This window comes from Mycolicibacterium agri, from assembly GCF_002553505.1.
Classification (GTDB): Bacteria; Actinomycetota; Actinomycetes; order Mycobacteriales; family Mycobacteriaceae; genus Mycobacterium; species Mycobacterium agri.
This window is the reverse complement of sequence record NZ_PDCP01000001.1, coordinates 142,295-167,757: the sequence shown is the minus strand read 5'-3', so window position 1 is coordinate 167,757 and position 25,463 is coordinate 142,295. Positions and strand designations below refer to the sequence as shown.

General features: G+C 64.2%; 25 protein-coding genes. 7 read left to right on the top strand and 18 right to left on the bottom strand.

Annotated elements, in window-relative coordinates; genetic code table 11:
• Positions 1 to 7 precede the first annotated feature (7 nt).
• Positions 8 to 1,084: a methyltransferase domain-containing protein gene (locus CQY20_RS00830; protein WP_097937739.1), complete on the bottom strand. Its 1,077-nt coding sequence runs from the start codon at positions 1,082 to 1,084 to the stop codon at positions 8 to 10.
• Between the two features lie 14 nt (positions 1,085 to 1,098).
• Between CQY20_RS00830 and rfbC the strand changes: the two genes are divergently transcribed.
• A complete protein-coding gene (gene rfbC / locus CQY20_RS00825) occupies positions 1,099 to 1,653 on the top strand; it encodes a dTDP-4-dehydrorhamnose 3,5-epimerase (protein WP_097937738.1) in 555 nt (184 codons plus the stop codon).
• Here rfbC and CQY20_RS00820 read toward each other — a convergent pair.
• From CQY20_RS00820 to CQY20_RS00755, 14 genes are all read right to left on the bottom strand, one after another.
• Positions 1,637 to 2,665 carry an NAD-dependent epimerase/dehydratase family protein gene (locus CQY20_RS00820; RefSeq protein ID WP_097937737.1) on the bottom strand — a complete coding sequence of 343 codons (1,029 nt, stop codon included), beginning with the start codon at positions 2,663 to 2,665 and terminating at the stop codon, positions 1,637 to 1,639. The genes rfbC and CQY20_RS00820 overlap by 17 nt on opposite strands.
• A 12-nt stretch (positions 2,666 to 2,677) precedes the next feature.
• Positions 2,678 to 3,367, bottom strand: a complete 690-nt coding sequence (locus CQY20_RS00815; RefSeq protein ID WP_097937736.1) for a PIG-L deacetylase family protein — start codon at positions 3,365 to 3,367, stop codon at positions 2,678 to 2,680.
• On the bottom strand, positions 3,364 to 4,164 hold the full coding sequence (locus tag CQY20_RS00810; protein WP_097937735.1) for a sugar phosphate nucleotidyltransferase: 801 nt from the start codon (positions 4,162 to 4,164) through the stop codon (positions 3,364 to 3,366). The genes CQY20_RS00815 and CQY20_RS00810 overlap by 4 nt, the downstream gene beginning before the upstream one ends.
• A complete protein-coding gene (locus CQY20_RS00805; RefSeq protein WP_097937734.1) occupies positions 4,161 to 5,417 on the bottom strand; it encodes a class I SAM-dependent methyltransferase in 1,257 nt (418 codons plus the stop codon). Before CQY20_RS00805 ends, CQY20_RS00810 begins: the two co-directional genes overlap by 4 nt.
• Positions 5,414 to 6,223, bottom strand: coding sequence for a glycosyltransferase (locus CQY20_RS00800; RefSeq protein WP_234816033.1), 810 nt, complete (start codon positions 6,221 to 6,223; stop codon positions 5,414 to 5,416). Before CQY20_RS00800 ends, CQY20_RS00805 begins: the two co-directional genes overlap by 4 nt.
• Positions 6,224 to 6,456: 233 nt before the next feature.
• Positions 6,457 to 7,818: a UDP-glucose dehydrogenase family protein gene (locus CQY20_RS00795; RefSeq protein WP_097937733.1), complete on the bottom strand. Its 1,362-nt coding sequence runs from the start codon at positions 7,816 to 7,818 to the stop codon at positions 6,457 to 6,459.
• A complete protein-coding gene (gene rfbA / locus CQY20_RS00790; RefSeq protein WP_097937732.1) occupies positions 7,815 to 8,699 on the bottom strand; it encodes a glucose-1-phosphate thymidylyltransferase RfbA in 885 nt (294 codons plus the stop codon). Before rfbA ends, CQY20_RS00795 begins: the two co-directional genes overlap by 4 nt.
• Before the next feature lie 8 nt (positions 8,700 to 8,707).
• Entirely contained in the window at positions 8,708 to 10,270 is a 1,563-nt protein-coding gene (locus CQY20_RS00785) for a sugar transferase (protein WP_097937731.1), read from the bottom strand.
• Between the two features lie 697 nt (positions 10,271 to 10,967).
• Positions 10,968 to 12,131, bottom strand: a complete 1,164-nt coding sequence (locus CQY20_RS00780; protein WP_097937730.1) for a 17-hydroxy-3-oxo-4-pregnene-20-carboxyl-CoA lyase — start codon at positions 12,129 to 12,131, stop codon at positions 10,968 to 10,970.
• Entirely contained in the window at positions 12,131 to 12,532 is a 402-nt protein-coding gene (locus CQY20_RS00775; RefSeq protein ID WP_097937729.1) for a MaoC family dehydratase, read from the bottom strand. The genes CQY20_RS00780 and CQY20_RS00775 overlap by 1 nt, the downstream gene beginning before the upstream one ends.
• Positions 12,529 to 13,485: a bifunctional MaoC family dehydratase N-terminal/OB-fold nucleic acid binding domain-containing protein gene (locus CQY20_RS00770; RefSeq protein ID WP_097937728.1), complete on the bottom strand. Its 957-nt coding sequence runs from the start codon at positions 13,483 to 13,485 to the stop codon at positions 12,529 to 12,531. Before CQY20_RS00770 ends, CQY20_RS00775 begins: the two co-directional genes overlap by 4 nt.
• A complete protein-coding gene (gene fadE29, locus CQY20_RS00765; protein WP_097937727.1) occupies positions 13,482 to 14,645 on the bottom strand; it encodes an acyl-CoA dehydrogenase FadE29 in 1,164 nt (387 codons plus the stop codon). The genes CQY20_RS00770 and fadE29 overlap by 4 nt, the downstream gene beginning before the upstream one ends.
• Positions 14,646 to 14,656: 11 nt before the next feature.
• A complete protein-coding gene (locus CQY20_RS00760) occupies positions 14,657 to 15,664 on the bottom strand; it encodes an acyl-CoA dehydrogenase family protein (protein ID WP_097937726.1) in 1,008 nt (335 codons plus the stop codon).
• A 22-nt stretch (positions 15,665 to 15,686) separates the two neighbouring features.
• Positions 15,687 to 16,937 carry a cytochrome P450 gene (locus CQY20_RS00755; protein ID WP_097937725.1) on the bottom strand — a complete coding sequence of 417 codons (1,251 nt, stop codon included), beginning with the start codon at positions 16,935 to 16,937 and terminating at the stop codon, positions 15,687 to 15,689.
• A 118-nt stretch (positions 16,938 to 17,055) separates the two neighbouring features.
• Here CQY20_RS00755 and CQY20_RS00750 point away from each other — a divergent pair, with 118 nt between their 5' ends.
• The 3 genes from CQY20_RS00750 to CQY20_RS00740 are packed head-to-tail and all read left to right on the top strand — an operon-like array spanning position 17,056 to position 19,335.
• Positions 17,056 to 18,219, top strand: a complete 1,164-nt coding sequence (locus CQY20_RS00750; protein WP_097937724.1) for a steroid 3-ketoacyl-CoA thiolase — start codon at positions 17,056 to 17,058, stop codon at positions 18,217 to 18,219.
• Entirely contained in the window at positions 18,219 to 18,608 is a 390-nt protein-coding gene (locus tag CQY20_RS00745; RefSeq protein ID WP_097937723.1) for a DUF8021 domain-containing protein, read from the top strand. Before CQY20_RS00750 ends, CQY20_RS00745 begins: the two co-directional genes overlap by 1 nt.
• Positions 18,609 to 18,663: 55 nt before the next feature.
• Positions 18,664 to 19,335, top strand: coding sequence for a mycothiol-dependent nitroreductase Rv2466c family protein (locus CQY20_RS00740; RefSeq protein ID WP_308494487.1), 672 nt, complete (start codon positions 18,664 to 18,666; stop codon positions 19,333 to 19,335).
• A 5-nt stretch (positions 19,336 to 19,340) separates the two neighbouring features.
• On the opposite strand, the gene map is transcribed toward CQY20_RS00740, so the two are convergent.
• Complete coding sequence (map, locus tag CQY20_RS00735) at positions 19,341 to 20,135, bottom strand: type I methionyl aminopeptidase (RefSeq protein ID WP_097937721.1); 795 nt, start codon at positions 20,133 to 20,135, stop codon at positions 19,341 to 19,343.
• Between the two features lie 94 nt (positions 20,136 to 20,229).
• Between map and CQY20_RS00730 the strand changes: the two genes are divergently transcribed.
• Entirely contained in the window at positions 20,230 to 20,496 is a 267-nt protein-coding gene (locus CQY20_RS00730; protein ID WP_097937720.1) for a helix-turn-helix domain-containing protein, read from the top strand.
• Between the two features lie 40 nt (positions 20,497 to 20,536).
• Positions 20,537 to 20,983 (top strand): nitroreductase family deazaflavin-dependent oxidoreductase, encoded by a 447-nt coding sequence (locus tag CQY20_RS00725; protein WP_097937719.1) that lies wholly within the window; start codon positions 20,537 to 20,539, stop codon positions 20,981 to 20,983.
• Here CQY20_RS00725 and CQY20_RS00720 read toward each other — a convergent pair.
• Both CQY20_RS00720 and CQY20_RS00715 read right to left on the bottom strand, forming a co-directional pair.
• Positions 20,980 to 22,905: a TRAP transporter permease gene (locus tag CQY20_RS00720; RefSeq protein ID WP_371871121.1), complete on the bottom strand. Its 1,926-nt coding sequence runs from the start codon at positions 22,903 to 22,905 to the stop codon at positions 20,980 to 20,982. The two genes, CQY20_RS00725 and CQY20_RS00720, sit on opposite strands and share 4 nt — an antisense overlap.
• 131 nt (positions 22,906 to 23,036) lie before the next feature.
• Positions 23,037 to 24,038 (bottom strand): TAXI family TRAP transporter solute-binding subunit, encoded by a 1,002-nt coding sequence (locus tag CQY20_RS00715; RefSeq protein ID WP_097937718.1) that lies wholly within the window; start codon positions 24,036 to 24,038, stop codon positions 23,037 to 23,039.
• Between the two features lie 157 nt (positions 24,039 to 24,195).
• Between CQY20_RS00715 and CQY20_RS00710 the strand changes: the two genes are divergently transcribed.
• Complete coding sequence (locus tag CQY20_RS00710) at positions 24,196 to 25,458, top strand: histidine phosphatase family protein (RefSeq protein ID WP_097937717.1); 1,263 nt, start codon at positions 24,196 to 24,198, stop codon at positions 25,456 to 25,458.
• The last annotated feature ends 5 nt before the right edge of the window (positions 25,459 to 25,463 follow it).

The following is a 25,463-nucleotide window of genomic DNA, read 5'->3' as shown; positions in this document are numbered from 1 at the left end:
ACAAGATTCATGGGATGTCGACCTTCCACCGACCGTCAAGTTCTGGAAAACGGGCGGCGACTTCAGGCAGAAGATCGGGAACTGTCAAGAGCACTTGGTCCGGCTCGGCCACCAGGAGTTGATCCGGCGACACAATCGGTATATCGGTCCCTGGCATCCGCCTGCCGTGCTTGGCGGGCGACGCGTCGGCGACCGCCGCAAGTAGGCGGGCGTCGATCCCCGCGCGACTGAACAGCGCGACCGCACGCGACGCGGCGCCATACGCAAGGATCGTCCGGCCGGCGCCCGACTCCGCCTCGAGCCACTTCCGCAGCTCCGTAACGTGCCGATCGGCTTTGGATTGGAGATCGGCGACGACTGCCGGACTGGTGATACCCAGTGCGTCCTCGGTCTCGAGAATGCACCTCACCGTCTCATCGGGCTCGGCATTTCCGTGTACTGCCGCCAGCAACACCGTGCCGCCATAAAGGTCGAAGTCCCAGGCGGTGACGACGCGAAGTCCGGCCGCACCGAGCAGCCGCGTTAGCGCGGTCAACGAATAGTACGCAAAATGCCCGTGCCGCAGGGCGTTCCACTGGCCTTGCTCGACAATCGTCACGAGCGAGTGGTACTGCAGCAACAGGATACCGCCGCGCTTGGTCACCTGCGCGCGGCGTAGGAAGGCGCTGCGTTGATCTGGCTCATGCATGATGCCGAAGCAATCAAGCACCACGTCCGCCGGTGACGACACGGTGGTGAAACCGCGTTCGGCGAGCAGCGGGATCCAGGTGCCACCGTGCGGGCTGCCGAATTCGAGAGTGGTTTCTCCTCGCAACCAACCGGCAGCGGCAACTCGCTCGATTGCCGCCTCGGCCTGGTCTTTAAGCGCCTGCGGTTCCACGCCGCGGGGCTCATCTGCGATTGTGTCGTCGGCGGCGAGTTGTGCAAGGCCACAGCCACCGCAGAGCTCCATCACCAGCGCGTGCGATGCCTCCTGCGCGCAGACGGGTTCTTCAACGGCTGGGAAGTGATCGGCGGCGGGCACCTGCCCCAGATCCAGAACTGGGGTTAAATCGGTTTTTCCGCATCCGCGGCACGCTGTCATGACAGCATTTCCATGTGCGTATCGAAACCGCGGATCTCAAGGACGTTCTTGTCCTCGTCCCGCAGCCGTTCCGGGACGAGCGTGGGCTGTTCACCCGTACGTTCGACGCGAAGATCTTCGACGACTATCTCGGTCGCCCGGGATTCTCCGCTTCGTTCGTCCAGGACTCCCAATCTCGTTCGGCGAAGGGCGTCATTCGCGGCTTGCACGGCCGGGCGGGACGGGGCGAGGCGAAGCTCGTGCGCTGCGCCAACGGAGCGGTGCACGATGTGCTGGTCGATATTCGGAGGGATTCGCCGACATTCGGCCGGCACCAGGAATTCCTGCTCGATGACAAAGATTTTCAACATCTTTACGTGCCGCCCGGGTTCTTGCACGGCTTCCAGGCGCTGACCGCCACCGCCGACGTGTGCTATCGGATCGATCGTCCCCATGACCCCTCCGAGGACCTCGCCGTGGCGTACAACGACCCGGATATCGGCATCCACTGGCCGCTGCCGGTGACGGCGGTCTCGCCCCGCGACGCGAGCGCCGGAAGCTGGGCTGAGCTGCTCACACATCTGTCGTGATCCGTCGCATGGACTCGTCGACGACATTGTCGGCCTGCAGTGATTTGAGGTGCGCCAGCCGAGTGAACTTGTTGGCGAAGTCGTCAGCGGTGAGCCCGGCGGCGACGTACTCCTTGTAGAGCTCAGCGGCACCATCGGGAATCGACCATTTCGCTTTGAAGCCCAGCGCCTCGCGGAATGCCGAGAAATCCACTCGGTACGAGCGAGGGTCGCCCCCGGTCTCACCGGTGATCAACAACTTGGCGCCGGGAACCACATCGACCACCGACTGGGCGATCTCAGCGACGGTCAGATTGTTCGATTCGGTGCCGACGTTGTAAGCGGCGCAATGCACTCTGTCGATCGGCGCCTCCAACGCGAGGAGGAAGGCCGCGGCGATGTCCCTGGCGTGCACGAGCGGTCGCCATGGCGTCCCGTCTGAAAGCACACGAACATCGCCGGTGAGGACGGCGTGGCCGACAAGGTTGTTCAGCACGATGTCCGCACGCAGCCGCGGCGAGAAGCCGAAAGCGGTCGCATTGCGCAAGAACACGGGCGAGAAGGATTCATCGGCCATTGCCGCTACGTCGTATTCGACCCTGACTTTGCTTTCCGCGTAAGGGGTCAACGGTCGCAGCGGGGCGCTCTCGGTGACCAGGTCCTCTCCCGCTGCTCCGTACACCGAGCAGGTGGAGGCATAGAGGAATCTCCGCACACCCGCCGCCTTGGCGAGCCGGGCCAACTTGACCGACGCGTGGTGGTTGATGTCGTAGGTGATTTGGGGTGCAAGCGCACCGAGCGGGTCGTTGGACAGCGCCGCTAGATGAATGACCGCGTCGAAGCCGGTCAGCTGTTCCACTGTCACATCCCTGAGGTCCACCCGCATTCCCGGCGGATCCGCGGGGGCCGGGCCAAGAACGCAGTCGGCGAAGAAACCCGAATCCAAGCCGGTTACCTCGTGACCCGCGTCGCGCAGGATCGGCACCATGACGGTGCCCAGGTATCCTTGATGCCCAGTGATGAGTACTCGCATTGCCACTACCCCTTATGTTTTCGTTGGTGAGACTGCCTGCGGTACCGGCTTTTCGCGCCGCCCGAATGAGATCGTTGCCTTTTCGAGGATGAAGCCTTCAGCGTGCACGCTGCGGCATTGCACTCCGCGAAGTCTGGACAGGCCGAGAAACGCTTGCTCGTCGAACCAGTCGTGGCTTATCTGCGAGGGATAGTGCTTGTGCAGAAGGCGTGCCTTCTCCTCGGCGACGGCGGTCGCGAGGGGATGAAATAGCGTAGGGCGCGGGGTGTCTGCTTCCCATTTGAGGATCTCGTAGCCGAGCACGAGGTGATCACGGAACTCGGTGGGCAACAGCTTCGCCAGCAGCCGGTGATCCTGATGTGCATCTCCGCGATGTGGGCCGAACACCACTTGCGGTCTGCACGACACGCGAAAGTCACGGAGGTGATTCTTTATTCGCTCCCAGTGCGCTGGCCCCCGTCCATCCGGCACATCGAGCACCGTCAGGTTCACATCGGCGCCAGGACAGAACCCCGCCAATGCTTCGATCTCCTCGGCTTCGCGTTCAGTGCCGCCGCCGGACAGCACAAGACCCCTGACCCGCAGACCTGGGTTAGAGGTCGCGAGGGTGAGCAGGGTGCCACCCATACCGATCGCGATGTCGTCGCAATGCGCACCTACGACCGCGATTTCGTCGAGCACGCCGGTGAGTAGTTGGATCATCGTGCCCCGGACGCGGCGCCGACCGGCTTTTCCCACAACATCCATGGCCGGTCGCCGCTGTGATATCTGGATTCGAGTTCGGCTCGTTCCTTGAAAGTGTCGGCGGGCTTCCAGAATCCTTCGTACCGGTAACCGAACAACTTGCCCTGCCCCGCCAACGTGCCGCAGACATCGGCGACCAGATCGCCACCGGGGGGCAAGAGGTCGAAGATCTCCTGCGACAGCACGAAGAATCCGCCGTTCTCCCATATCGGCAGCTTGGACACCGCAATGATGTCCTTGACCTCGCCGTTCTCGGACACCTCAACGCAGTGGAAGGACGACTGCGGCGGGACGACCATCATCGAAGCGGTTGCGCCGTATTGGTGGAACTGTTCGATCATGTCGTCCAGCGGTGCATCGCTGAGCACGTCGGCGTAGTTGGCCAGAAAGTATTCGTCACCCTTGAGGTGGTCTCGCACCCGGCGTAGACGTTCACCGATCGCCGATTCGAGTCCGGTGTCGACGAACGAGATCGACCAGTCACTGATATCCGAGTGCATCAATTGGACCTGTCCGCCGCGCATCACGAAATCATTCGACGCGGCTTCCTGGTAGGTCAGGAAATAGTTCTTGATGTGCGCAGCACCGTAACCGAGGCACAGAATGAATTCCTTGTGTCCGAAGTGTGCGTAATAGCGCATCACATGCCAGATGAGCGGCCGGGGTCCGATCATCTGCATCGGCTTCGGCACCATGTCGTCAACGCTGTTGCGCATTCGCATGCCGTAACCACCGCAGAACAGAACGACTTTCATGTTGCCACCTTTCTTTTCGGCGGATTCGAGATAGCCGCGGTATGCAGCGTGGGCAGCGGAAAGACGAGTTGACCGCCCCATTCCGCGATGTAGGCAAGTTGTTCGGTCAACTCGGCCTCGAGGTTCCAGGGCAGCACCAGCACGACGTCGGGCCGGTCCTTGTCGATCTGCGCCGGGTCATGGATCGGAATCCGCGTGCCGGGGGTGAAGCGCCCGTGCTTGTAGGGATTGCGATCAACGGTGTAATCCAGCAGATCACAGCGGATACCGCAGTAGTTGAGCAAAGTGTTGCCCTTACCCGGTGCTCCGTAACCGACGACTTGCTTGCCGTCGGCGCGGCATTCGAGTAAAAAACGTAACAGTGCGTGGCGAACAGCTTCGGCCTGCCGCTGCAGCCGGAAATAGCCGTCGATCTGGTGCAGTCCGGCTTCCTCCTCGATCCGGAGCACATCGGTGACGCGTTGATGCTGCGGTTCGGCGATCTCTACGGGCCGTGCCCAGAGCCGAATCGATCCACCGTGTGTAGGGATCATCTCCACATCCACCAGCGCCAGACCGGCCGAGGCGAGTGCACGCTGCGCCGAAAGCACTGTGTAGTACTGAAAATGCTCGTGGTAGATGGTGTCGAACTGGCCTAATGTGACGAGGTTCAGTGCATGATGGACTTCGATGCTCAGCCAGCCGTCGTCGGCGAGCAGTCCACGAAGTGACCGCGTGAAACCCAGAAGGTCGGGGATGTGCGCGTAAACGTTGTTGGCGACGACGAGATCCGCCGGGCCGTGATCCGTTCGCACCTCAGCGGCGAGTTGCTCGTCGAGGAATGCGGTCAGCGTCGGAATGCCCGACTCGCGGGCAGCGGCTCCCACATTTACGGACGGTTCGATTCCGAGGCACGGTATGCCTGCTGCCAGTACGTGTCGAAGCAGATATCCGTCATTGCTGGCGACCTCGACGACGAACGATTCAGGGCCGAGGTCAAGCCGCGTGACGGCGTCATCGACGAACCGCCTCGCGTGCTGGACCCAGCTGTCGGAATATGACGAGAAGTAGGCATATTCGGTGAAGGTTTCCTCCGGAGTGATCAGCGCCGGAATCTGCAGCAGCAAGCAGTCCTCGCACAACCGAAGATGCAACGGAAACGTCGGCTCGGGCGAATCGAGGTCATCGACCTCGAGGAACTTCTCGCACGGCGGCGTGGCGCCGAGATCCAGCACACTGTGGAGGCGAGTGGAACCGCACAGGCGGCAGTTCATGAAATCTCCGTTCGTTCACTTGGCAGTTCCCTGGGCGATTGGACCGATGGCCATGTGTCATTACGTGTTGCTGGCACCCCCATGCTCCGAACAGCGCTTCCCGAGGCTGCGATTATCGTGCTTCGGTGCAGGTCATCTGCTTCGGTCACCATCGAAATCGCACGAGTGTCGAGCAATCCGGCGATTTGGCACTGATGGTCGTCGACGTGCTCACTTCGCTTGGCTCTACGTGGCACCACCACTGGGAAGATGCCCATGTCAAGCAGGTGCATGATTGTCCCGACGCCGGCGTGAGTGATGACGACATCGGCGATGCGCGCGCACCGTTCGAATTCAGCGCCGCCCATTTGTGAAACGGCGTTGCCAGGCAGCCCTTCTCGCGTCGTGGTCCCCAACTGCCAAACCGTCCGGCTGTCCGCAAGGCCTGTCGAGAGAATGGCGTCGACGAGCGCATCGAATCGGTAAGGGTAGATAGTTCCCAACGTTACGAATAGCCGGGGTCGTTCAACTTTGTGTTTAGGGATCGTTCGGTAACTGTCGAAAAGGGAACTTCGGTAAATCCAACGGCGTCCAGCCCAATGCTCGTACTGGCAGAAGGTATGGATGCGCGGGTCGAGGCTGGCCAGCTTTCCGGTGAGCGAAGGGCCATTGACGCGCGACACACTTTCGAAGTAGAAGGACGGTACGCGATGGATGCGCGCCGCGGCGAGCGCAGCCAAACCCACCGCTGCTCCCGTCGTCACCGCTGCGGTGAATTGTTCCGTGCCCCAATTAATTTCTCTTATCAGGTGAATGAAGGCGTTCACCGCTCCACGGAGGTCGCGCGGTGCGACATACGGCACATATATGGTCCTACGGTCCTGGAGCAGTGAATCGCTCTGGGGCGACTTGAATGTCACCCAGAGTGAATCAGAAGCCGAGCCTATGGCTTTCGACCACTTGGCGAGTTGGGCCAAGTGTCCACCAGTGGAGGCGGCGAGCAGATGCCGTCCCGGTGGCGGATCGGCTACGGCTGTGGGTTCGTGCCACTGCGGCGGCATCATGTCGCACCGACCAATGCGCCCAGATCACGCGCAATCACCGGCCGACCGAGAGCTCGGTAACGCCATCCCGCGGCAGACCACGCCGACGCGTCGAGACAATTGCGTCCGTCGATCACGCAAGCCGATCGAACGGTTGCCTTCAGCGCAACAGGGTCGATCGAACGGAACTCCGGCCACTCGGTCAAGACGAGCACGACGTCGGCACCTTCGCACGCTTCGAATGCAGAGGTGGCGTAGGTCAGTGTTGGGAACAGCGCGCGCGAATTGTCCATCGCCTGTGGGTCAAAGACGTTGACCACCGCTCCCTGTAGCTGGAGCTGTCCAGCAACATTCAGTGCGGGCGAGTCTCGTACATCATCCGAGTTCGGCTTGAAGGCCGCCCCCAACACCGCGACCATCGCCCCGATGAGACTCCCGCCGCACTCTTCGCGGGTGATCTCGACCATGCGCGTCCGTCGACGCATGTTGATGCTGTCGACTTCGCGTAAGAACGTCAGCGCTTGGTCAGCTCCCAGCTCGCCCGCTCGCGCCATGAAAGCGCGGATGTCCTTGGGCAGACATCCACCACCAAAACCGAGACCGGCATTGAGAAACTGCCTTCCGATCCGGCGGTCGTATCCGAGCGCGTCCGCCAGGACCGTTACGTCGGCATCGGCCGCCTCGCACACCTCGGCGATCGCATTGATGAATGAGATCTTCGTTGCCAGAAACGCGTTGGCGGACACCTTCACCAACTCGGCGGTGGCCATGTCGGTCACGATGAACGGAATCCCGTCGTCGATCAGATCGGCATATATTTCTCGCGCGATCCGCTCAGCGCGGCCTGGACCCGTTCTGTCGATTCCGAGAACCAACCGGTCGGGATGCAGCGTGTCCTCAACCGCCAAACCTTCACGCAGGAATTCCGGATTCCACGCCACTTCGACCGCCTCGCCGGCGGGCGACAGATCACGAACGACTTGACCGAGCCGCGTTGCGGTCCCCACCGGAACCGTCGACTTACCCAGAATCAAGGCCGGCTTGTTCAGCAGCGGCGCGAGTGTGGTAATCGCGCATTCGACGAAATGCAGATCAGCCCCATACTCGCCTTTCTTCTGCGGCGTTGCGACTGCAAGGAAGAACACGTCCGCGAAGTCCGCCGCCTCCTCATATGAGGAGGAAAAGCGCAATCTGCCGCTAGCCGTGTTGCGTTGCAGAACCTCGCTGAGACCCGGTTCGAAGAACGGAACCCCACCCGCCTCGAGCTTCGCGAGCTTGGCCGGGTCGATGTCCACGCCGAGGACCTCGTGGCCCAATTCGGCCATGCAAGCCGCGTGCGTAGCACCGAGATAGCCGGTTCCCAGAACGACCATTCTCATGATTTGCCACCTACTGCCACGCCGTCGAGAAGCCCCAACAGGTAGGTGCCATAACCAGACTTGTGAAGCAGTTCGCCGCGCTCCCGCAACTCATCGTCGCCGATGAAGCCGCGCTGCCAGGCGGCCTCCTCCGGGACTCCCATCTTCAGTCCTTGGCGCTGCTCGATGGTGCGGACGTAATTGCCCGCATCGAGCAGCGAGTCGAAAGTCCCGGTGTCGAACCAGGCCGTCCCGCGGGGTAGGACCTCGACCGACAGCCGCCCGAGCTCCAGGTACGCACGATTGACATCAGTGATTTCGTATTCGCCGCGATCGGAGGGGGTTAGAGAGGCAGCGATGTCGACAACGTCGTTGTCATAGAAGTACAGACCGGGAACCGCGTATTCGGATCGCGGACATTTCGGCTTTTCTTCCAAAGACAACGCGCGTCCTTGATCGTCGAACTCGACGACCCCGTATGCGCTGGGATCAGCTACCCGGTAGGCAAAGACCGTTCCACCCTTGATGTCGGTGAAGCGGTTCAGCTGCGTGCCCAACTTCGGGCCGTGAAACAGGTTGTCGCCGAGGATCAGTGCCACGCAGTCGGTTCCGATGTGGCTGGCACCGATAACGAACGCGTGAGCGATCCCGTCGGGCACCGGCTGGACCGCGTACGTGATGGAAATACCGAACTGAGAGCCGTCCGACAACAAAGCGCGAAACGCCGCCGCATCGGCCGGCTTGGTGATGACCAAGATGTCGCGGATGCCCGCGAGTATCAGCGACGTGAGGGGGTAGTAGATCATCGGTTTGTCGTATACCGGCAGTAGCTGCTTGCTCGTGCCCACGGTGATCGGGTGCAAACGCGAGCCGGTGCCCCCGGCGAGAATGATTCCGCGCATCTCGTGCCTCAGTAAGCCCCGGAGCGGCCGAACACCGCTCGCACGGTCTTTGCGATGATCAAAATGTCGGTCACCATCGACCAGTTGTCGACATATGAAAGGTCCAGGCGAACAGCCTTCTCCCACGGCAGATCGGAACGGCCGCTGACTTGCCAGAGCCCGGTAACGCCCGGCTTTACAAGCAATCTGCGCTGCACGTCGTCGTCGTACTGTTCGACTTCCCGCCTCAGTGGCGGACGGGGGCCGACAACGCTCATCTCCTGCCGTAGCACGTTGATGAACTGAGGCAGCTCGTCGATGCTGAATCGACGCAAGAATCGCCCGACCGGCGTGACCCGCGGATCGTTGCGGATCTTGAACAGAAGGCCGTCACTCTCGTTGGCGCTGAGCAAGGTGTCCAGTTCCTTGTCAGCGTCTTCGACCATGGTGCGGAACTTCAGCATCGAGAACGGCTTGCCGTCGATTCCAATGCGTTCCGAGGAATAGAAGACCGGTCCTCTACTCGTCAATTTGATGGCCAGTGCGGTGACAACCAGGACCGGCGAGGCCACTGTCAGTGCGACCGACGCGAAGCAGAAGTCGAATACGCGCTTCTGCAACCTCTTCGCCCCTTGGTATTGGGGCTTGTCGATGCAGAGCAGAGGCAATCCGGCAATCGGCCGCACCGCAAGCCGCGATCGTGCCACATCCATGACGCCGGGCGACACCAGCAGCTCCACATTCATGGGTTCGAGTTCCCATATGAGCCGGCGGATGCCCTTGACGCCGAAGTATTCGGTGCCGGCAATCGCCACTGTGTCGGCGCCACAGCCCTTGATCGCATCAAGCAGGTAGGGCACACCACCGACGATCGGAACCTCTCGACCGTTGATGGTGAGGTACTCCCCACGCGGGGGTCCGTACGCGGGTATGCCGATCCCGACGACCTGATACCCACTGCAGGGATCATCGGCCAACTCGCTAGCGAGATTGGTAACAGCCTCGGTGTCGCCGATCGCCAGCACCGCAGACTGATAGCGACCGGACGCGCGCTGTCGAACGACGTGATCCCGCCACATCCATCTATTCAGGACCAGGCAAAGTGTTCCCACTGGAAGTGCCACCGCGAGGTACCCCCGCGAGAGCTCGAGCTTCAGCAGCAGTTCGCCCATGGCCACTGCCCCGAAGGTCCAGAAGGACGCGGTCACCACTCGCCTATACTCTTCAATCCCCGCGCTCATGTATTTGGGCGACCGCGTACGAAAGCCGGCAAGTGCCGCGAGCCAGATGACGACGAGCCCCGCCGAGTACGCGGTCTGGTAATCGCTCATCGCCTGTTCGGCGACTGCGGTCCGGCCGAATCGGACGTATTGCGCCAGGAGAACGGCACAGATCACGATCGCGGTGTCGGTTATCCGCAGGTTGCTGGTGTATCGCCGCTCCCATTGCCTGCGGCTGGCCAGTCTCGACGAGCGCTCGACATCGGAGGGAGCTGCGATTTCGGGTTGTCCCGAGGTGAGCGGACCTGCCAGTTGTCCGACCGCGGAACCGAGTGGTTGTGGAACGGGCGTCTGACCCTGCTGGACTACCACTTGACGCCTCCGGCAACCGTGTTGGCCGCATATCGCGAATACGTTTTAGAGCCGGCGGAGTCAGCGAGGGGTGCGCCGGCTCCGCCGGCCATCGGAACGCGCCCTGAGCGACAGGCGCGGCAAGTTGGTTCTGCCTGCAGCAGCGAAGTCGGAGCGTTGTGCGCTGGCACGATCCCCCCTTTCGCTTGTCGGCTATGCCGGCAATGCGACCCGATCGAGCGTGCAAATCTCTGAGACTTAGCTGAAAATCTCGAACTTGCAGGACTGCCCTCCATGAGTTATGGAAGTTACCACTCGCACTTTCGCGCTGCAATACGAATCTAGCAAATTTCAGAAAACTCGGCGAATACCACCCGTCCCGGTTCGCCAGTGCTAGTGTGTCGCTCGGTCAAGATAGCCTCGATAAGCAGCGACAACTTCGGTATATCTTCGGCTTCGATCGCTCGATATCTACCCACCCAAACGCCAAGATCGACGTTGTCGTGCAGATCTAGCAATCTAGTTTAGGCTCCGAGCGAGGTTGGGGCGGACCGCTGGTCGCAACTCTGCCACTGCCCACTGGGTGGGATCGCGAAAAAGTATATGGCAAATAGCGGGGCAGGCACTCTCGCCGAGGCCTACCCACGGCCACCGGCGTTACAGCGGCGAGTCAGCCACCAAACGAAACGCGGGCGCAGCAGCGCCACGCAAAGGCGGTCTAGCCGAGGATGAGACCCGAAGTGGGCACGCCGGTGCCCGCGGTCACCAGGACGTGCTCCACGTCGGGGACCGGATTGACCGAGGTGCCGCGCAGCTGGCGCACGGCCTCGGCGATGCCGTTCATGCCGTGAATATAGGCCTCGCCCAGCTGACCGCCATGCGTGTTGATCGGCAGCCTGCCGCCGACCTCGATCGCTCCGTCGGCGATGAAGTCCTTGGCCTCGCCCTTGCCGCAGAAGCCCAACTCCTCGAGCTGGATCAGCGTGAACGGAGTGAAGTGGTCATAGAGCACCGCGGTCTGGATGTCGTCGGGCTTCAAGCCGGACTGCTCCCACAACTGCCGGCCCACCAGCCCCATCTCGGGCAGGCCCAATTCCGGCCGGTAGTAGCTCACCATCGAGTACTGGTCCGGGCTCGACCCCTGCGACGCCGCCTCGATCACCGCGGGCCGATGCTTGAGATCCTTCGCCCGCTCCGCCGACGTCACGACCAGCGCAACCCCGCCGTCCGTCTCCTGACAGCAGTCCAACAGCCGCAGCGGCTCGGCGATCCACCGCGAATTCTGATGATCCTCAATGGTGATCGGCTTCTGATAGAAGTAGGCCCTCGGGTTGTTGGCCGCGTGCTTGCGGTCGGCCACCGAGACCACGCCGAAGTCGCGGCTCGTCGCCCCCGACAAATGCATGTACCGCCGGGCGATCATCGCCACCTGCGCCGCGGGCGTCGACAACCCGTGCGGATACGAGAACGAGTTGTCCACCCCCGTCGAGTCCGCGTTCTCCACCAGCCGCATCTGCACCTGGCCGAACCGCTGCCCGGACCGCTCATTGAAAGCCCGGTACGCCACAACGCAATCCGCGACACCGGTCACGACCGCGAGGGCCGCCTGCTGAATCGTCGCGCACGCCGCGCCGCCGCCGTGGTGGATCTTCGAGAAGAACTTCAGCTCACCGATCCCGATCGCCCGCGCGATCGCCACCTCGGTGTTCGAGTCCATCGTGAACGTCACCATGCCGTCCACGTCCGCCGGCGTCAGCCCCGCATCGGTCAACGCATCCAGCACGGCCTCCGACGCCAGCCGCAACTCGCTGCGACCGGAATTCTTCGAGAAGTCGGTCGCTCCGATCCCGACGATCGCCGCCTTACCGGACAAGCCCGCCATCAGGCACCTCCGATGACAAGAGTCGACGTGGCGATGACGTGGTCGCCAAGGCTGTCGCTGCCGACCACTTTCACGGTGATCAGCCCATCCGATACGTCGGTCACTTCACCCCTGAATGTCACCGTGTCATACGCGTACCACGGCACGCCGAGCCGCAGCTTGATCGACTTGATGATCGCCTTCGGACCCGCCCAGTCGGTGATGTAGCGCTGCACCAAACCGGTGTCGGTCAGAATGTTGACGAAGATGTCCTTCGAGCCCTTCGCCTGCGCCTTGTCCCGATCGTGATGCACGTCCTGGTAGTCGCGCGTGGCGATCGCCGTCGAGATGATGAACGTCGGGTCGCCGTACAGCGACAACTCCGGCAGCTTCGTGCCGACCTCAATAGAAGGTGCGCTCATACGTCCGGCTCCCATGCATACAGCGTCCACGCCGGCCCGCTCTTACTCTCGGGGAAGTCGATATACATTGCGCGCACCGGCATTCCGATCTCCACAGCCGCGGGATCCACATTCCGCAACTCGCCGAGCATCCGGACCCCCTCCTCCAACTCGACGAGAGCGACGACAAACGGCAACGTCCGCCCCGGCACCTTCGGCGCATGGTGCACCACGAAGCTGAACACCGTGCCCTTACCGCTGGCCACCACGTAGTCGATCGGCGCCTCTTTGTCCTGCCACAGCGCAGGCACCGGCGGATGCTGCAGGCTGCCGTCGGGACGCTTCTGGATACGCAGCTCGTGTGCGTTCACCCCGTCCCAGAAGAACTTCGTGTCGCGCGACATCGCCGGACGCATCATCTGGTCGGCGTCGAGATCCTCCGGAACCGTCGAGGCCGCCGACTTCTCGGCCGGCTTGAATTTGAGGATCCGCCAATCCATCTCGGCGACATCCTCGTCGCCGACCTGCCAGGTGATCCGCTGGCTGATGAAGTAGCCCTCGCCCAGCGCCGTGTTCTTCGGCCCCACCACATCGGTCAGTTCCGCGATCACGTTGACCTCCTCACCGGGCCGCAGATACCGGTGATAGGTCTGGTCGCAGTTGGTCGCGACGACTCCGACATAGCCTGCCGAGTCGAACAATTCCATGATCGGGCCGATGGGGTCGTCGTCGGGGCGCTGACCGCCGAGCCCCATCATCGTCCACACCTGGATCATCGCGGGCGGAGCCACCACACCCGGGTGGCCGGCCGCCTGCGCCGCCGCCTCGTCGACGTAGATCGGGTTGGCATCGCCGATGGCGTCGACCCAGTGCCGAATCATCGGCTGGTTCACCGGGTCCCGGCCGGTGCGCGGCTTGCTCGGTCCCTTCGCCTTGATCTCCGCTACAGCCTTGTGGATTTCTTCCGGCGTCACCGTGGGACCCTCGGAACCTTCAGACCCGAAGCTGCGATCATCTCGCGCATCACCTCGTTCACTCCCCCGCCAAACGTGATCACCAGATTCCGCTTGGTCTGGGTGTCCAACCAGTCGAGCAGTTCGGCGGTGTCCGGATCGGCCGGGTTGCCGTGCGCTCCGACGATCTCCTCTGCCAGCCGACCGGCATACTGAATACGTTCGGTGCCAAACACTTTGGTAGCCGCGGCGTCGGCGACGTCGATGGTCTCCCCCGACGCGGCCACCTGCCAGTTGAGCAGTTCGTTGATCCGCCACATGGCCTTGATCTCGGCCAGCGAGCGCTTCACCGCGTCATGCTCCAGCGGAACGACGCCGTTGCTTCCCGGCTTCGACGCCCACGCGTGCAGCCGGTCATACAGCGCCGCGAACCGGCCCGCCGGGCCCAGCATCACCCGCTCGTTGTTCAGCTGAGTGGTGATCAGCTTCCAGCCGCCGTTCTCCTCGCCGACGAGCATGTCCACCGGCACCCGCACATCGTTGTAGTACGTGGCGTTGGTGTGGTGGGCGCCGTCGGACAGAATCATCGGCGTCCACGAGTAGCCGGGATCCTTGGTGTCCACGATGAGGATCGAAATGCCCTTGTGCTTCACGGCTTCCGGGTCGGTGCGGCAGGCCAGCCAGATGTAGTCGGCGTCGTGGCCACCGGTCGTGAACACCTTCTGGCCGTTGACGATGTACTCGTCGCCGTGGCGCACCGCGGTGGTGCGCAGCGACGCGAGATCGGTGCCCGCTTCCGGTTCGGTGTAGCCGATCGCGAAGTGCACCTCGCCCGCGAGGATGGCGGGCAGGAACCTCTTCTTCTGTTCCTCGGTGCCGAACACCTGCAGCGTCGGCCCCACCGTCTGCAGCGTGACCGCGGGCAGCGGGACATCGGCGCGGTGCGCCTCGTTCACGAAGATCGACTGCTCGACCGGGCCGTAGCCCAGGCCGCCGAACTCCTTGGGCCAACCCACGCCCAACTTGCCGTCGGTCCCCATCCGCTTGATGACCGCGCGGTAGGCCTTGCCGTGTCGGTCCTTCTCCATCTCCTTGGCCTCTTCGGGCGAGATGAGATTCGAGAAGTACTCGCGCAGTTCGGCCTGCAGCTTGCGCTGCTCAGGGGTCAGATCGATATACATTGCGCTCCCATTTAACTCGAAGCGCCGAGAAGCTCGAGGCGCTGCGCCGGGCCACCCACCAGGCGGGCCAGATCCTTGATCGACGAGTAGTAGCGATCCATCGGGTAGGCGATGTCCATCCCCATGCCGCCGTGCAGGTGATGACAGATCTGCATCACCGGCGGCGCCTGGGACGCCAGCCAATAGCCCAGCACATCCAGATCCTCGTCGGCGTCAAGGCCTTGCGACAGCCGCCACGCCACCGACGTCGCCACCAATGTCAGTGTGCGCGAAGCGATGTACACCTCGGCAAGCTGCGCGGCCACGGTCTGAAACGTCGACAGTGGCTTGCCGAACTGGTGCCGATTGGCCACGTAGTCGGCGGTCAGCCGCAGCGCACCGGCGACCAGACCCGACGCGTAGGCGCCGATGGTGGCCAGCGCCAACTGGTTCACCCGGCTCGCCTGCACACCCGCAAGCACGTCGTCAGAAGAGACCGCGACGCCGGAGAACGTCACGACATATTCATCGGAGTGGTTGGACGTCGGGGTCTTCGTGACCTGCACACCGGCGGCCTTCGGCGACACCACCACCGCACCGGTGTCGGTTGTCACCACGATCCAGTCCGCATGTTCGGCATACGCGACAGAAAGTTTGGTGCCGTTGAGTTGGCCGTCGGCCAGCGTCACCGCGGGCTTCTCGGGCAGCGCGACCCCGGGCTCGTTGAGCGCCAGCGTGATGATCGAGCCGTTGGCGACCCCGGCCAGGTACCGGTCCTGCTGCGCGTCGGCCGCCGAATCCAGCAGCACCGCAGTCGCACCGAGGACACCCAGCGCGGGACCGGTGGTGCCGTGCCTGCCGATCTCGGTCAGCGCCGTGCAGAGTTCCGCCAGCCCGACACCGTCGCCGCCGAGACGTTCGGGCACGCCGAGTGCCGTCACACCCCCGGCGACCAACCCGTCCCAGCTGTTGTCGCGGTCCAGAACCGAGTTGACGACGTCGGCGACAGCTTGCTGCCCCTCGTCCGGAGTGAAATCCACTCAGATCCTCCTCGATCCCGGCTCAGTGGGCGACGGGACACTTGCCGGTGTAGTCCACCTGCCAGTGCTTGATGCCGTTGAGCCACCCTGACCGTAGCCGCTCCGGTTCGCCGATCGCCTTGAGGTCGGGCATATGGTCGGCGACCGCGTTGAAGATGAGGTTGATCGTCATCCGGGCGAGGTTGGCGCCGATGCAGTAGTGCGCGCCGGTGCCGCCGAAGCCGACGTGGGGGTTCGGGTCGCGCTGAATGTTGAACTTGTGTGGCTCTTCGAACACCTCTTCGTCGAAATTCGCTGAGCGATAGGACATCACGACTCGCTGACCCTTCTTGATCAGCACACCGCCCAGCTCCACGTCCTGGTTGGCGGTGCGCTGGAACGCCGACACCGGCGTGGCCCACCGGATGATCTCGTCGACGGCGGTCTCCGGGCGCTCCTTCTTGTACAGCTCCCACTGGTCGGGGTTGTTGGAGAACGCGATCATCCCGTGGGTGATCGAGTTCCGGGTGGTCTCGTTGCCCGCCACCGCGAGCATGATGACGAAGAAGCCGAACTCGTCGTCGGAGAGCTTCTCGCCGTCGATGTCGGCCTGGATCAGCGTGGTGACGATGTCGTCGGTGGGGTTCTTGCCGCGTTCCTCGGCCATCTTCATGGCGTACTGGATCAGCTCGAACGACGACACCGCCGGATCGATGTGGGCGTACTCGGGATCCTCGCCGCCGGTCATCTCGTTCGACCAGCGGAACAGCTTGTCGCGGTCCTCCTGCGGCACCCCGAGCAGTCCGGCGATGGCCTGCAGCGGCAGCTCACAGGAGACCTGCTCGACGAAGTCGCCGCTGCCGGATGCCGCCGCCGCCTTGGCGATGTTCTGCGCCCGCTGGTCCAGCTCGTCCTTCAGCCGTCCGATGGCGCGCGGTGTGAAGCCCCGCGAGATGATCTTGCGCAACCGGGTGTGATGCGGCGCGTCCATGTTGAGCATGACGTTGCGCTGGAGGTCGACCTGTTCACGCGTCATCTCCTTCGGCCAGACCGGGATGGCGCCGTTTTGCCAGGACGAGAAGACGTCGCTGCGTCGAGACACCTCTTTGACGTCGGCGTGCTTGGTGACGATCCAGTAGCCGTAGTCACCGAAGCCGCCGCACCCCTCCGGGACGTCCACCCAGTGGATGGGCTCGGATTTGCGCAGCTCGGCGAGCTCCGCGACGGGCAGGCCCTTGAGGTTCACGTCCGGGTCGAGGAAGTTGAAGCCGTCGGGCAGATTCGGGCAAGGCATGGAGGAACTCCTTATTGCAACGTGTTCTAGTGCCAGTAAAACATGCCTTCTCCGCAGATCAAAGGCTCGGCTTCGATGCAGCTTGGCATTGGAAGGAAACGTGTTCTAGCCTGGCGGAATGGGTAACCCTGTCATCGTCGAAGCCACCCGCAGCCCGATCGGCAAGCGGAATGGATGGTTGTCTGGCCTGCACGCGACCGAGCTCATGGGCGCCGTGCAGAAGGCTCTCGTGGAGAAGGCCGGCATCGATGCCGGCGATGTCGAGCAGGTCATCGGCGGCTGCGTCACGCAATACGGCGAGCAGTCCAACAACATCACCCGCGTGGGATGGCTGACCGCGGGTTTGCCGGAACACGTCGGTGCCACCACCGTCGACTGCCAGTGCGGCAGCGGCCAGCAGGCCAATCATCTGATCGCAGGCTTGATCGCCACGGGCGCGATCGACATCGGCATCGCCTGCGGCGTCGAGGCGATGAGCCGGGTCGGGCTCGGCGCCAACGCCGGACCTGACCGCGCGAAGATCCGCGCCGAGTCGTGGGACATCGACATGCCCGACCAGTTCACCGCGGCCGAGCGAATCGCCAAGCGGCGCGGCATCACCCGCGAAGAGATCGACCAGTGGGGCTACCAGTCGCAGTTGCGGGCCAAGCAGGCCTGGGCCGAGGGTCGGTTCGACCGCGAGATCAGCGGCATCGAGGCACCGGCGCTCGACGAGAACAAGCAGCCGACGTCCGACCGGCATGTGGTCACCCGCGACCAGGGCCTGCGCGACACCACTATGGAGGCGTTGGCCGGCCTCAAACCCGTCATCGAGGGCGGCATTCATACCGCGGGCACTTCGTCGCAGATCTCCGACGGCGCCGCCGCGGTGCTGTGGATGGACGAGGACAAGGCGCGGGCCCTCGGCCTGAAGCCGCGGGCACGCATCGTCAGCCAGGCGCTCGTCGGGGCCGAGCCGTACTACCACCTCGACGGGCCCGTGCAGTCGACGGCCAAGGTGCTCGAGAAGGCCGGGATGAAGATGGGCGACATCGACATCACCGAGATCAACGAGGCCTTCGCGTCCGTCGTGCTGTCCTGGGCGCGGGTGCACAACCCCGACATGGACAAGGTGAACGTGAACGGCGGCGCGATCGCGCTGGGCCATCCTGTCGGCAGCACCGGCAGCCGGTTGATCACCACTGCCCTGCACGAGTTGGAGCGCACCGACAAGACCACCGCGCTCATCACCATGTGCGCAGGCGGCGCGCTGTCCACCGGAACCATCATCGAGCGCATCTAGTGGCCGAAACCCGCGTCTTCACCGAAGCCGAACGCATCGCGGCCGCCCAGGCCTACATCGATGCGCTGGTCAGCCACGACGCGAGCGACGTGCCGTTCGCGCCGCACTGCACCCGCATCGAGTTCGGTGTGAAGACCGGGTTTTCCGGAAATCACCTGCGGCGCAGCCTCAATGGTGGACCGCAGTACCGCGTCATCGCCTCGGCGTCCGCCCCGCAGTTCACCGTTGAGGGCGACCTGGTGCGCGCCCGCTTCGATCTGGTCACCAAGCCGTCGCTGGCGGGCCGACGCGTCGGCGCCCACGTCGACGAGACGTTCGTGATCCCGGCCGACGACGGCCAGATCCACCACATCCGCGCGACCGTCCGCCCGTATCTGATCGCGGCCTAGGATCGTGCAGGTGGACCTGCACTTCTACTTCGATCCGGTATGCCCGTTCGCCTGGATGACCAGCAAATGGGTGCGCATCGTCGCCGCCCAGCGTGACTACAAAGTGGACTGGCGCTTCATCTCGCTGCGAATCCTGAACGCGCACATCGACTATGACAGCCATTTCCCGCCGGAGTACGAAGCCGGTCACACCGCGGGTCTGCGGCTGCTGCGGGTCGCGGCCCGCACCCGCGCCGAGCACGGCCGCGAAGCCGTCGCACCGCTGTATGAGGCGATCGGCACCCGGCTGTTCGACACATCGCGCGAGATCGATCCGCTGTCGGGCGCCGATCAAGGATCACGTCGCGTGCTCGAACCGCTGCTGCGCCAAGCCGGGCTTCCCGTCGAACTCGCCGACGCGCTGGACGGCACCTCCTACGACGACGAGATCCGCGCCGAAACCGAGGAGGCGCTGTCGCTGACCGGCCGCGACGTCGGCACCCCGATCCTGCACTTCAACCCGCCGGAGGGCACCGCGTTCTTCGGCCCGGTCATCAGTCGGCTACCAAGCGCAGAGGATGCGGGCCGGCTGTGGGACCACGTGATCGGCCTTGCCGAATTCGGCGGTTTCGCCGAACTCAAGCGCAGCCTGCGCGAACGGCCGCAGTTGGCCAGCTTCGGGGTCGACACCGAATCGGTTGGCAAGCAGGAGGATTGGCACGGCGGCAGTCGTCGGCTGAAGAAGTAGCGTACCTAGCGGCCGCCCGCAGCGGCGGTGACGCTCTCGCGGCAGGTCAACACCAGCGGCCCATCCTCGGTGACGGCGATGGTGTGCTCGCTGTGGGCGGTGCGCGATCCATCAGCCGAGCGAATGGTCCAGCCGTCGGGGTCGTAGACGATCCTGTCGGTGCCCGCCGCGAACCACGGCTCCAGCGCGAGCGTCAGCCCGGGCTGCAGCTTCATGCCACGCCCGGGGCGGCCGGCGTTGGACACGTGCGGGTCTTCGTGCATCGTGCGGCCGAGACCGTGCCCGCCGAACTGCGTGTTCACCGGGTACCCGTAGTCAGCGGCCACGCCGGCGATCGCCGCCGAGATGTCGCCCAGGCGGTTGCCCGGCACGGCCGCCGCGATGCCCGCCTCGAGCGCCTTCTCGGTGGCCTCGATGAGGCGTTGATCCTCGGGGCGCGGGGTGCCGACGATGATGCTGCGGGCACAGTCGGCGACCCACCCGTTGATGGAGACCGCGATGTCCATGCTCAACAGGTCGCCGTCGCGCAGCACGTAGTCGTGCGGAAGGCCGTGCAGCACAGCGTCATTGACCGACAGACAGATCACGTTGCGGAACGGCCCGCGGCCGAACGAAGGCGCATAGTCCCAGTAGCACGACTCCGCGCCGCGCTCGGCGATCAACTCTCGTGCACGCTGCTCGAGGTCGAGCAGGTTCACGCCGGGGCGCGCCCGGCCGGCGAGATCGTCGAGCAACTCGGCAATGAAGCTGCCGGTGACGGCCATCGCTGCGATCTCGTCCGGCGTCTTCAGTTCCACCACCGGCCGCTCCCTTCCACGTTTCCGATCGGTATTTAAATACCACTCTAGCGGAGATTGGCGGTATTTTCATACCGCGGCGAGGTAAGCTGGCGCCATGGTTCGTCTGCCGTTGACCGCCGAACAACTCGCCGCCGGCAAGCGCATCGGTGAGCAGCTGCGCGCAGCCCGCGGAACGCGCACCATCGCCGAGGTCGCGCAGGCGGCGGCCATCTCACCGGAGACGCTGCGCAAGATCGAGACCGGCCGGCTGGCGACGCCTGCGTTCACCACGATCGCCGCGTTGGCCCGCGTGCTTCCGCTGTCCCTCGATGAACTCGCCGACGTCTGCCTTGCCGACGCCGATCTGAAAGACACCGGCTGACACCGGTTTGCGCATCGACGTCACGGGCAAATCCTCTGCCATGACGCAGTGGTCGTTCCGGAACTCGCGCCTTCTGGCGATGATGATGAAGCGGTTCGCGCGTGCCCACATCTGGGTGTATCAACGCACGAACGGCCGTGTGGGTGAGCGACTGCTGTGGTTTCCCGCCGCGCTGATCACGACGACCGGCCGCAAGAGCGGCCAACAGCGCACCACCCCGACGTTGTATCTGCGCGACGGCGATCGTGTCGTGCTGCCCGCATCCTTCGGCGGCCGCGATCAGCACCCCGGCTGGTATCACAACCTGAAGGCCAACCCCAAGGTGCACATCCAAATCGGCGGCGAGCACACCGATCTTGTAGCCCGCGACGCCACACCGGAAGAGCGTGAACAGCTCTGGCCGCGGTTGACTCGGATGTATCCGCCGTACCGGGACTATCGCGAAGCGACCGACCGCGTCATCCCGCTGGTGATCTGCGAGCCCTAGCCCGCCGCCGCGGGCTCCTCCGCACGGCGCCGCAGCACCAGGTTCACCCCGACCGCGACCGCGAACAACGCGGCACCGATGGCGATGGTGGTCGGCTGCAGATACAGCAGAAGCGCTGCCGCCGGTATGCACAGCACCCGCTCCGGCCACCCCGCACGTCGGATCATCCATCCGCCGGTGACGACCGCCAGCGCCGCGACCGCCAGCGCGGAAACCGCTACGGTCCAAGCCAAATCGCCGATCGACCGCAATCCCAGCAGCCCCTGGCCGTTCTCGGTCAGCACGAACGCGAATGGCACCAGGAACGCGGGCAGGGTGTACTTCCAGGCCTGGATCATGGTGGGAATCACCTTGCCGCCGGTGATCGCCGAGGCGGCCACCGATGCCAGCGCCGTCGGCGGCGTGACCTCCGACAACACCGCGTAGTAGAAGACGAACATCGCCGCCGCGGGCGCAGCCACGCCGAGATCCTGCAGCGCGGGGCCGATGATCACCCAACTGATCACGAACGACGCCGTGACCGGCACCGCCAGGCCGAGGACGGCCACGGCGAGCGCGGCGAACACCGCGGTGAAAGTCAGTATCAGCGCCGGGTTTTCGGTGATGCCGCGCGCGGTGTTCACCAGGATCGAGTGCAGCTGCAGGCCCAGTCCGGTTCTGGAGATCATCGCGGCGATGACGCCTGCGGCCGCGCACACCGTGGCGACGGCGAGCACGCTGCGAACGCCCCTGCCCAGTGCCTCATACAGCCGGACCGGCGTCATGCGCCGATCGCGATCCAGGAACGACAGCACGATCTGCACGAAGGTCGCATACACCACGGCGCGCGTCGCGGAGATGTCCATGGCGAGGAACACCACGATCATGATCAACGAGATCAGGTGATAGCCGAACCGGCCCATCAGTCGCCAGCCCGACTGCGTGCTGACCTCGACTTCCCTTGTGCCGTAGCGCCTTGCGTCGACCTCGACAGCCAACAGAATGCCGAGGTAGTACAGAATCGTCGGCGTAATCGCCCACACCAGCACGGTCAGATAGGGCACGCCGAGATACTCGGCGATGATGAACGCCGCGGCGCCGAGCGTCGGCGGCGACAGGATCGCACCGATGCCAGCCGCGGCGAGCATGCCGCCCGCGTTCTCCCTCGGATAGCCCGCCCGACGCAGGATCGGCCACGTCACCGACCCGAGGCTGACCGCCGTGGCGGTGCCGGAACCCGATACCGAGCCGAGCAGGAAACCCGCGAGTGTGACGGTGCGACCCGGTGCCGTGCGCGACCGCCGAAACGCTGCGAGGGACAGATCGATGAAAAACTTGCTGGCGCCCGACGCGTCCAGCACTGCCCCGTAGATCGTGAACAACACGATGTAGGTGGCCGCAACATCCAGCGGCACACCGTAAAGACCGGTCGACTGGATGAATGATGCGCTGATGACCTGATCCCAGTCCACCCCCGCGTGCGCGATCGCCGCCCCTTGCGGTAGGTACCCGCCGTAGTACGCATACCCCAGCGCCAGCAGGCACACGATCGGCAGCGCCGCGCCCGTGGTGCGCCGGCACGCCTCCAGCACCAGCAGCAGCACCAGGCTGCCCACGACGACGTCGACCATCGCGGGCGCACCCTGCCTGCTGAGGAATTCGTCGAAACCCCCGCCGCCTCCGGCGAATTCGAACGGCAGTATCGGATACAGGCAGACCACCACTGCGACGGCGGCCAGCAACCAGTCGACGACTGTCGGGTTGTCGGCCGTCACCACCACGCCGTCGTCGGCGTCGCCCTTCCTGCGGCGGAACCGCACACCGGACCGATAGCAGAGCAGGGTCAGCGGCAGCACGGCAGCCAGGAAGTAGGTCAGCGAAACCTGATTGCCCTGCGCGAGCGGGAAGAAGACCTGATAGATGGCGAAGACGCCGATCAGCACGCAGGCGGCGGTGACCGCGTGGCCGATCCATCCGGTCAGCTCGCGGGCGGGCTTCTCCTCCTCATAGCCGGCGGCGGTGGCCGCGGCCTGCTCGGTCGGCGGCGACTCGGCGCCGTCGCCCTCGCGTTCGGTCAGCTCTTCGCGCCGAGTTCGTCCAACGCCTTCTGCGCCCCCGGATGCAGCGGCACCGGGTCCGTCTGACGCGCCGTCTCCAGGCTGATGTCCTCGGCCGCCCTGTTCACCTTCACCAGCTCGTCCTTGTGGTCGAACAGCGCCTTGGTCAGCACACATGCAGTATTGCCATCCATATTCTCGTTCACCAGAAGCAGATTGGGCACCACAACCGTGGGTACGTCCTCCGGCGTCTGGTAGGTGGCCGCGGGGATGACACCCTCTTCATAGATCGGGTTGATCTCTTTCAGCTTGTCGAGGGTATCGGTCACGTCGATCAGCTTGACGTTGCCGCGCTGGCTGGTGAACAGGTCGGTGATGCCGCTCGTCGGCAACCCACCCGACCAGAACATCGCGTCGATCGATCCGTCTTTCATTCCCTCGACGGTCTTGCCCAACTCGGTGCGCTGGCCCTGTATGTCATTGGCCGGGTCGAGCCCCGCCGCGGTCAGCATCCGGTTGGCGATCACTTCGGTGCCCGAATTCGGCGCTCCCGTGGACACTCTCTTACCCCGCATGTCGGCGATCGAGTTGATGCCCGCGTCGTTGCGGGCGACCACCTGCGTGTAGTTGGGATACAGCCGGGTCAGCGCCGCGATCGGCTGCGGTTCGTCGAACGAATCCTTGCCTTCGGCCGCGTCGGCTGCGGTGTCGGCCAACGAGAAGGCAACCTGATGAGTGCCCGCAACCAGCTGCTGAATGTTCTGCAGCGAAGCGGAGGTCTCGGCTGCGGTGGCCTTCAACTTGCCGTCGGTTTCGTCGGTGATCGCCTCGGCGAGCGCGCCGCCGAGGCTGTAATAAACGCCTGTGGTGTTTCCCGTGGCGATGCTCAAGCGCGAGTCCTGCTCCACCGTGCAGTTCGTCGGCTCCTGCGCCGCCTCCGCACCGTTGTCGCCACCTCGCTGACCACCACACCCGGCCAGTACCAACAACATTGCGCCGGCCATCACCGGCCACGTCATCCGCCTCACTCGATCATCATGACGGACGCGGCACGGCTTCAGAACCGCTTCGGCCGTCTGTCCTCGCGGGCGTCAATATTTGATCTGCGGTACAAGACACATCGAAGGCCTTGTACAGTGAGCCAGTTCACACCGCCCATTGAAGATGGAGCCTCGGATGCGCCACGCGTCGAACAAAAAGGTCCTCGGCGTCGTCGGAGCCGTGTTGGTGGCCGCCCTCGCGTTGATCGTCGCGGTGATTCCCGCCGGTGCCCTGACGGTGACATTCGTGCGTCACGGGGAATCGCAGGCCAACGCCGACGGAATCATCGACACGAAGGTCCCCGGACCCGGCTTGACCCAAACGGGTCGCGAGCAGGCCGACAAGGTCGCCACGGTTCTCATCGAGACTCCGCACGACGGGGTCTTCGCCTCGACCATGATCCGCACGCAACAGACGGCGCGGCCGTACGCGGCCCTTTTCAAGAACAAGCCCACGGGTCAGGTCACGGTGTCGGACGACCCCGACAATCCCGACTTCGGCAAGGACATCGTCGTCCTCAACGGGCTGCAGGAGATCAACGCCGGAATCTTCGAGGGCTCATCGGAGGACAGCGGGCTCGGACGCCTCGGCTACGCGCTCGCCCCGGTGGCGTGGACGCTGGGTCTGCGGTTCGTCCGGATTCCCGGATCCGAGGACGGCAATGAGTTCGACGCGCGCATGGACGCCGCCCTCGAGCAGATCGCGGACCCCACGCAGGGCGACAGCGAAAACCCGGTCGTCTTCTCGCACGGCGCGACGATCATGTTCTGGACGATGATGAACGTCGCCAACCCCGATCTGACGCTGCTGCTCAGCCACCAGCTGGACAACACCGAAACCGTTGTGGTCGAGAAGAACGACGACGGCAGCTGGACGCTGAAGAGCTGGGCGGGCCAAGAGGTCGGGCCGGCGAACCTGCCGACGCAGCTGTTCGTCAACACCCGCGACCTGATCGTCGCGCCGCAGACGGCGTTGTACAACTTCAGCCGTGATGCCAGCGCCGAAACCGGCGTAGCGGCTGTGCGAGACGTCGCCGACGCCACGGTCAAGTTCGCCACTGAGACTGTCAAGGATCTCGGCAACGGCGCTCGAAGCCTTGCGCCGGCACAGCAGAACAACACTTCGGTGTCGAAGCTCGCCGCGATGCGCGCTGAAAAAGACAGTGCCGCAACGGACCTCACTGGTGGCAACAAGGTGCGGCCGGGTAGCCGGATCGCGTCGACGCTCGAGTCGAACATCCAGCAGACCAACGAGGGCGTCGACGGCGCCGTGCGCGACGTTCGCAACGAGGTCTCCAGGTCGCTCAAGAAGGCCGGCGAGGCCGTCAAGAAGGTCGCCGACGCCGCGAGGGACGCGGCGAAGGCTCCACGCGACCGCGCCGAGAAGGACGCCGCCTAAACGCA